7 protein-coding genes are annotated in these 6,393 nt (G+C 74.8%); 4 read left to right on the forward strand and 3 right to left on the reverse strand.

Going from position 1 to position 6,393, the window contains the following annotated elements:
- Positions 1 to 78: 78 nt before the first annotated feature.
- A complete protein-coding gene (locus PV721_RS39770) occupies positions 79 to 1,164 on the forward strand; it encodes an MBL fold metallo-hydrolase (RefSeq protein WP_416371280.1) in 1,086 nt (361 codons plus the stop codon).
- Between the two features lie 53 nt (positions 1,165 to 1,217).
- Entirely contained in the window at positions 1,218 to 1,505 is a 288-nt protein-coding gene (locus PV721_RS39775; protein ID WP_319733200.1) for a hypothetical protein, read from the forward strand.
- A gap of 33 nt (positions 1,506 to 1,538) precedes the next feature.
- Here the strand turns inward: PV721_RS39775 and PV721_RS39780 are convergent, their stop codons facing one another.
- The 3 genes from PV721_RS39780 to PV721_RS39790 form a co-directional block, all read right to left on the reverse strand.
- The gene (locus tag PV721_RS39780) at positions 1,539 to 1,997 is read right to left on the reverse strand and encodes a MarR family transcriptional regulator (protein WP_319733202.1); all 459 of its coding nucleotides are present in this window, start codon (positions 1,995 to 1,997) and stop codon (positions 1,539 to 1,541) included.
- 120 nt (positions 1,998 to 2,117) lie between these two features.
- Positions 2,118 to 2,756, reverse strand: coding sequence for a DedA family protein (locus PV721_RS39785; protein ID WP_319733204.1), 639 nt, complete (start codon positions 2,754 to 2,756; stop codon positions 2,118 to 2,120).
- Positions 2,753 to 3,529 (reverse strand): MBL fold metallo-hydrolase, encoded by a 777-nt coding sequence (locus PV721_RS39790; protein WP_319733206.1) that lies wholly within the window; start codon positions 3,527 to 3,529, stop codon positions 2,753 to 2,755. The genes PV721_RS39785 and PV721_RS39790 overlap by 4 nt, the downstream gene beginning before the upstream one ends.
- A 118-nt stretch (positions 3,530 to 3,647) precedes the next feature.
- On the opposite strand from PV721_RS39790, the gene PV721_RS39795 reads away from it, so the two are divergent.
- Together PV721_RS39795 and PV721_RS39800 are read left to right on the forward strand one after the other, a co-directional pair.
- A complete protein-coding gene (locus PV721_RS39795) occupies positions 3,648 to 4,052 on the forward strand; it encodes a hypothetical protein (protein WP_319733208.1) in 405 nt (134 codons plus the stop codon).
- A gap of 116 nt (positions 4,053 to 4,168) precedes the next feature.
- Positions 4,169 to 6,283: a phage holin family protein gene (locus tag PV721_RS39800; RefSeq protein ID WP_319733210.1), complete on the forward strand. Its 2,115-nt coding sequence runs from the start codon at positions 4,169 to 4,171 to the stop codon at positions 6,281 to 6,283.
- The last annotated feature ends 110 nt before the right edge of the window (positions 6,284 to 6,393 follow it).

The following is a 6,393-nucleotide window of genomic DNA, read 5'->3' on the forward strand; positions in this document are numbered from 1 at the left end:
TTGTCGTTGTCAGTGGCGCCGGCGCCGGCCCGGCCCGCCGTCGACCCACGGCCCGCGCCCCGGCCGGCACCGGCGCCACTGACAACGACAACGACACCGACACCGACATCGGCACCGGCGCCACCGCCACTGACACCGGCGCCGCGCCCGCTCGGCGAACACCGCCGGTGGCCCGGCTCCTTCGCGGACCGGCTGACCACCCCGCTCCCCGGCATCCGCGCCTTCGCCCGGCTCGCCCGGGAGGGTGCCTTCCGGCCCCGCCCCGACGGGCTGCACGGCATTCCCGACCTGCCGTACGAGCCCGCCCCGCTGCCCGCCGCGCCGCCCGGCACGGTCTCCGTCACCTGGGCCGGGCACGCCAGCTGGGTGCTGCGGACCGGCGGGCTGACGGTACTGACCGACCCCGTCTGGTCCCGGCGGATCCTCGGCACCCCGGCCCGGATGACCCCCGTCGGGGTGCGCTGGGAGGACCTGCCGCCGGTGGACGCGGTGGTGATCAGCCACAACCACTACGACCACCTCGACGCCCCCACGCTCAAGCGGCTGCCCCGGCACACGGCCCTCTTCGTCCCGGCCGGCCTGGCCGGCTGGTTCCGCCGCCGCGGCTTCACCCGGGTCACCGATCTCGACTGGTGGGAATCGGCCGAACTGGACGGCGTACGCTTCGAGTTCGTCCCCGCGCACCACTGGTCGAAGCGGTCCCTGATCGACACCTGCCGGTCCCTGTGGGGCGGCTGGATCCTCACCGACACCCGCAGCCCGACGCCGCGGAAGGTCTACTTCGCGGGCGACACCGGCTACGGCCACTGGTTCGGCGAGATCGGCCGCCGCCACCCCGGCATCGACCTCGCCCTCCTGCCGGTCGGCGCCTACGCCCCGCGCTGGTGGCTCAGCGACGTGCACGCCGACCCGGAGGAGGCCGTCCAGGCCTGCCTCGACCTCGGGGCACTGCGGATGGCGCCCATGCACTGGGCCACCTTCGTGCTCTCCGCCGAACCGGTCATGGAACCCCTGCACCGCACCCGGGCCGCCTGGTCCCGTGCCGGGCTGCCCCGCGACCACCTGTGGGACCTCCCGATCGGCGCCTCCCGCACGCTGCCCGACCAGGAGGACGTGGGAGATCGAGGGGCAGGCCGTGCATGCCCGGCCGTGGAGGGGGGATAAGGGATCCCGAAGCACCGGCCATCGGGAGGGGACGAACCACGATGAAACGCGTTGTGTCACTGATCAGTTCCACGGCTCTGGGCCTCGGCCTCGCGGTCGCGGGAGCCACCCCGGCCGCCGCCGATCCCTACGACTGCAGCACCTGGTACAAGTCCAGCACCACCGCCGCGGGAACGTGCACCAACGGAACCGGGGAGTTCCGTGTCTACACCCGGTGCGACCGGCCCCTCGCGAGGGACTACACGGTGTACGACCCGACATGGCGGCGCGTGGGCACCACGAGCACGGCGATCTGCCACAGCGGCGGCAAGCCGTACGGCGCGGGCATCCAGGTCCACTAGGAGGTGCTCGCCGGTCAGGACTGAGTGGGCCCCCTACTGGTGCCAGGCCTGGCCGCCCGTGTTGCGGATGAAGCGCTGCAGCACCTTGAGGGTGGTCAGGTACTCCTCGTCCGAGGTGCGGGCGTGCCGCTCGGCCCACAGCTCCCTCTGCAGGGCCGCCGCCTGCTCGAAGAACTCCCGTCCCTCGGAGGTGATCCCGAGGCGCCCCTCGGCGTCCTGCGTGATCCGGCCCCGGGCGATGGTCGTGTCGATCTCCTCGGCCACCACCGTCCCTCCCACGGCGAGGTAGCCCTGCAGGATCCCGGTGACCTCCTCGCGGGTCTTCACCGCCGCGGCCTGGGCCACCTGGGCCAGGACCCACCACTGCGGCTGGGTGGTGCCGATCCCGGCGAGCGCGCCGCGGGTGCGGGTGACGACCGCGTCGTAGGCGGCCCAGGCCCAGTAGCCGATGGGCTGCTGGACCAGTTCGGTGTCGTCGTGCGAGTACTCCATGGTGGATCCGCTCCGTTCGCCGTTCAAGATCGCCCGATGACGAAGAGCCTAGGAACTCAAGTGCACTTGATGTCCAGGGCCCGGCGTCGGCGATCCCTTAGCCCCTCGGCGAGCGCCGCCCTACGGCTTCTCCCGCCGGGCCCGCAGCCGGCGCCAGAGTGCCGGCCCCGCACTGATCAGCAGGGTCAGGCCCACCGCCAGGGCCACGCCCTTCCACGGCTCCGCGAAGAGCGAGCCGCCCAGGATGCCGATCAGGCCGTACGTCGCCGCCCAGGCCAGGCAGGCCGGGGCGTCGCCGCGGGCGAAACGGCGCAGCGGCATCTGCGCCAGCAGGCAGGCCAGCATCACCGGGATCCGGCCCGCCGGCACCAGCCGGGAGACCACCAGCACCATGACCCCGTGCTCGTCCAGCTTGGTCTGCGCCTGCTCCAGCCGCTCGGGCGTGGCCCGGCCGCGCAGCGCCGCCAGCCACCGCGAGCCGTTGCGCGACCGGACCCCGCGCTGCCCGAGCCAGTACAGCGCCAGGTCCCCGGTGAACGCGGCCAGCGCCGACACCGCGACCACCAGCAGCACCCCGAAAGGCGGCGACTGGTGATGGAACGCCACCACCGCCGCCGAACTCACCAGCGCGCCCGTCGGAATCACCGGGACCAGCGCGCCCGACGCGACCAGTACGAACAACGCCGGGTACCCCACCGCCTGCTGGGTGGTCTCCGGCGGCACCTGGCCGGCCGCCGCCGTGAGTTCGCGCCAGGTCACGGCAGCCGCACCCGCTCTCCGTGCCCGGGTACCCGTACGGCCACCTTCGGTGCCAGCTGCCGGGCGCGCCGCTCGAACTCCTCACCGGGCGCGTGGAATTCGTGCGGCCGCACCGCGTCCATCCCGACGGGCCAGTACGTCCCGTAGTGCACCGGCACCGCCGCCGCGGGTGCGAGCCGGGCCAGGGCCTGCGCCGCCCGCCCCGGATCCAGGTGGCCCGGGCCCAGGTACGGGCCCCAGCCGCCCACCGGCAGCAGGGCCACGTCCACCGGCCCGACCTCCTCGGCCATCGTGTCGAACAGCCCGGTGTCCCCGGCGAAGTAGGTCCGCGCCGCACCCTGGACCACGTACCCGAGCGCCGGCGCGAGGTGCGGCCCGAACGGCAGCCGCCGCCCGTCGTGCCGCGCGCTGACCGCCCGTACCCGTACGCCCTCCCGTACGGCGACCTCCTCGCCCGGCGCCACCTCCGTCACCCGCAGCCCGCGCAGCCCGGCGGCGCGCACCAGCCCCGGCACCGCCCGGCGCGCCCCGCGCGGCACCAGCAGCCGGGTGCCGGGCGCGAGCCGCTCCAACGACGGCAGGTGCAGATGATCGGCGTGCAGGTGCGACACCAGCACCACGTCCGCCACCGCCGCCTCGGGCGGGGGCACCGCCCCGCGCCGCCGCCGCAGGTGCGCCAGCCGCCGAGCGAACAGCGGGTCGGTCAGCAGCCGGACCCCGGAGTCCTCGACGGTGCACGTGGCATGGCCCCACCAGGTGATCTCCACCGGCACCGGCCTCCCTCCCTCGCACCTCGTCCACGAGCCTAGAGGCTGCCCCGCGGATCCGCCCGGAACCGGAACGTGCCGGGCCCCTCCTCTCCGGGGGCGGATCGGAGTAGGGTCCGGCGGCATGGAAGAGTTGCGCGTGGCCGCGATCGCCAGCCTGGCCCCGCTCGAAGACCTGGACGCCGACCCCTTCGCCGTGGACACCCGGGGCCAGCACGCCATGTGCGCGCGCTGGGCCGCCGACCGCGGCTACGTCGTGACGAAGCAGCTGCTCTTCTACGGGCTGCGCGCCGACCACTGCGGGCTCTGGTCCGACATCGACGCCGGGCAGGTCGACCTCTTCGTCGCCGCCAACCACCGGGTGCTGGCCCGCGCACTGCGCTCCGTCGAGGAGTTCACCGCCGAGTGCGAGCGGCGCGGCGTACGGCTGGAGACCGCCGGGGGCGACGAGCCGCAGTACACCTCCGCGATGAAGGCCGAGGTGCACCGCCGGCTGTCCATGCCGACCGCCGGCTACGACGGCACCTGACCGGCCTCCGCCGGCCGGCCCCCTCCGTTCACCGGTGCGCCCTCCGTGTCGCCCGGCCAGCCGTGCCCGGCTGTGCGAGCCTGGAAGGCGGGACGGGGCTCGCGGGAGGTGGCGGCGTGTGGCGGGGACGGTGGCGGACCACGGGCAGCGCCCTGGTGCGGGTGGTCCTCGTCTGGGCGGTGTCCACGCTCACCATGCTCGCCCTGGCCGGGATCCTGCCGGACTTCCGGCTCCAGTCCTACGACGGTGACAGCATCACGCAGATCGGGCTGACCGCGGCCTGGGGCGCAGGGGCCTTCGGTCTGCTGAGCGCGGTCGTCTGGCCCGTGCTCGTACGCGCCCTGCTGCTGGTGCCCGCCCTCGTCCTCGGGCTGCTCGTCTTCTTCCTGAACGGCTCGCTCCTGCTCATAGCGCTCAGCCTGATCCCCGCCTGGCGGGGCGAGGCGGCCCCCGAGACCGCGGTGGTCGTGGCCGCCGTGATGTCCGCGGTGGCATCCGCGACCTCCACCGCACTCGCGGTGCGCGACGACGAGGCGTACCGGCGCCGCCTCTACCGGCTCGCCGACCGCCGGCGCCGCAGGCAGCGCGGCGCGGGCGCGCCCGGCGCCGGAAAAGTCGCGCCCGGCCTGGTCTTCGTCCAGCTCGACGGCGTCGGGTACGAGGTGCTGCGCAGCGCGTGCGGCAGCGGGCTGATGCCCACCGTCGCCGACTGGCTGGAGCGCAGCCACCGGATCACGCCCTGGCACACGGACTGGTCGAGCCAGACCGGCGCCAGCCAGCTAGGCATCCTGCACGGCTCCAACTTCGACGTTCCCGCCTTTCGCTGGTACGAGAAGGACACCGGCGAGGTGATGGTCTGCAACCGGCCCAGCAGCGCCGCCGAGCTGCAGCGGCGGGCCGTCGCGCGCACCGGGGACGGCGGACTGCTCACGCTGGACGGGGCCAGCCGGGGCAACCTGTTCAGCGGGGGCGCCGACCAACTGGCGCTCGTGCTCTCGGTCTCGGCCCGGCGGGGCCGGGCGAACCGGTCCCGCGCCGGCTACTTCGCGTACTTCTCCGATCCGGCCAACGCCGTCCGCACGGCCGTGTCCTTCGTCGCCGAGGTGGTCCGGGAGATCGGCCAGTCGCTGCGGGCGCGGATCCGCGGGGACCGGCCGCGGGTGGCGCGCGGCGGGCTGTACCCGCTGATCCGGGCCTTCGCGACCGTGGTCGAACGGGACGTGGTGGTCGCGGCGGTGATCGGCGACATGCTCGCCGGCCGCGCCGCTGTCTACGCCGACCTGGTCGCCTACGACGAGGTCGCGCACCATTCGGGTCCGCGCGGCCGCGACACCGACAACGTGCTGGCCCGCCTCGACCGGAGCCTCGCGCTGATCGCCAGGGTCGCCGAGCACGCCCCGCGGGAGTACCGGATCGTGCTGCTCTCGGACCACGGCCAGAGCCCGGGCGAGACCTTCCTGAGCCGCTACGGACTGACCCTGAAGGACCTCGTCCGGGCGGGCTGCGGGCTGCCGGTCTCCCGCCGGGCCGGCCGCACCCACAGCGGGGCCGAGGCCCGGGCGGCCGTGCTCGCGGCCCTGCACCGCCCGGTGGAAGAGGGGGAGGAGGCCCGTCCCGGACCGGGCTCCGACCCGGTGGTTCTCGCCTCGGGCAACCTCGCCCTGATCTCCTTCCCGGACGTCCCCGGCCGGGCCTCGCGCGAGCGCGTCGAACGCGCGCACCCCGCCCTGCTGGCGACGCTGGCGAACCACCCGGGCGTGGGCTTCCTGCTGGTCGACGGGGTGCTGCTGGGCCCGGGCGGGGCGGTGGCCCGCCTCGACGTGCCCGGCGAGGCGGAGGAGCTGCTGGCCCCCTTCGGCCCCGGCGCGGCGCAGGCCGTCCGCCGGACCGACGCCTTCCCGCACGTGGCCGACATCATGGTGAACTCGGCCTACGACCCGGACACGGGCGCGGTGCACGCCTTCGAGGAGCAGATCGGCTCGCACGGCGGGCTGGGCGGGGAGCAGGGGCACCCGTTCCTGATGTGGCCCACGGGACTGTCGGACCCGGGGGAGGAACCGGTGGGCGCGGAGGCGGTGCACGGCGTACTGCGGCGCTGGCTCCGGGAGGCGGACGGCCCGCAGGTCCCGCTCGGCCTGCGGCCGGGGGCGGTGGAAGATCCGCGGCCGGCAGCGGCCAACAGCGGAATCCTTCCTTCCGTCGAGGTGCCCGCACCGGACGAAACGCGCTGATTTGGTACCGCCCGGGCGGTGGCCGAGCATGTGTCGACCTGCCCAGCATGTGAGACACCCAGAGGCGCACCACCGATGACCAGCACCATCACCACCGCGGCCCCGGCCCC

Source organism: Streptomyces sp. MB09-01, from assembly GCF_033794505.1.
Classification (GTDB): domain Bacteria; phylum Actinomycetota; class Actinomycetes; order Streptomycetales; family Streptomycetaceae; genus Streptomyces.

What these genes read in the sequence shown, in the direction of transcription:
- PV721_RS39780 (WP_319733202.1), bottom strand. Translation starts at nt 1,997, where the DNA reads ATGGAGTACTCGCACGACGACACCGAACTGGTCCAGCAGCCCATCGGC.
- PV721_RS39795 (WP_319733208.1), top strand. Translation starts at nt 3,648, where the DNA reads ATGGAAGAGTTGCGCGTGGCCGCGATCGCCAGCCTGGCCCCGCTCGAA.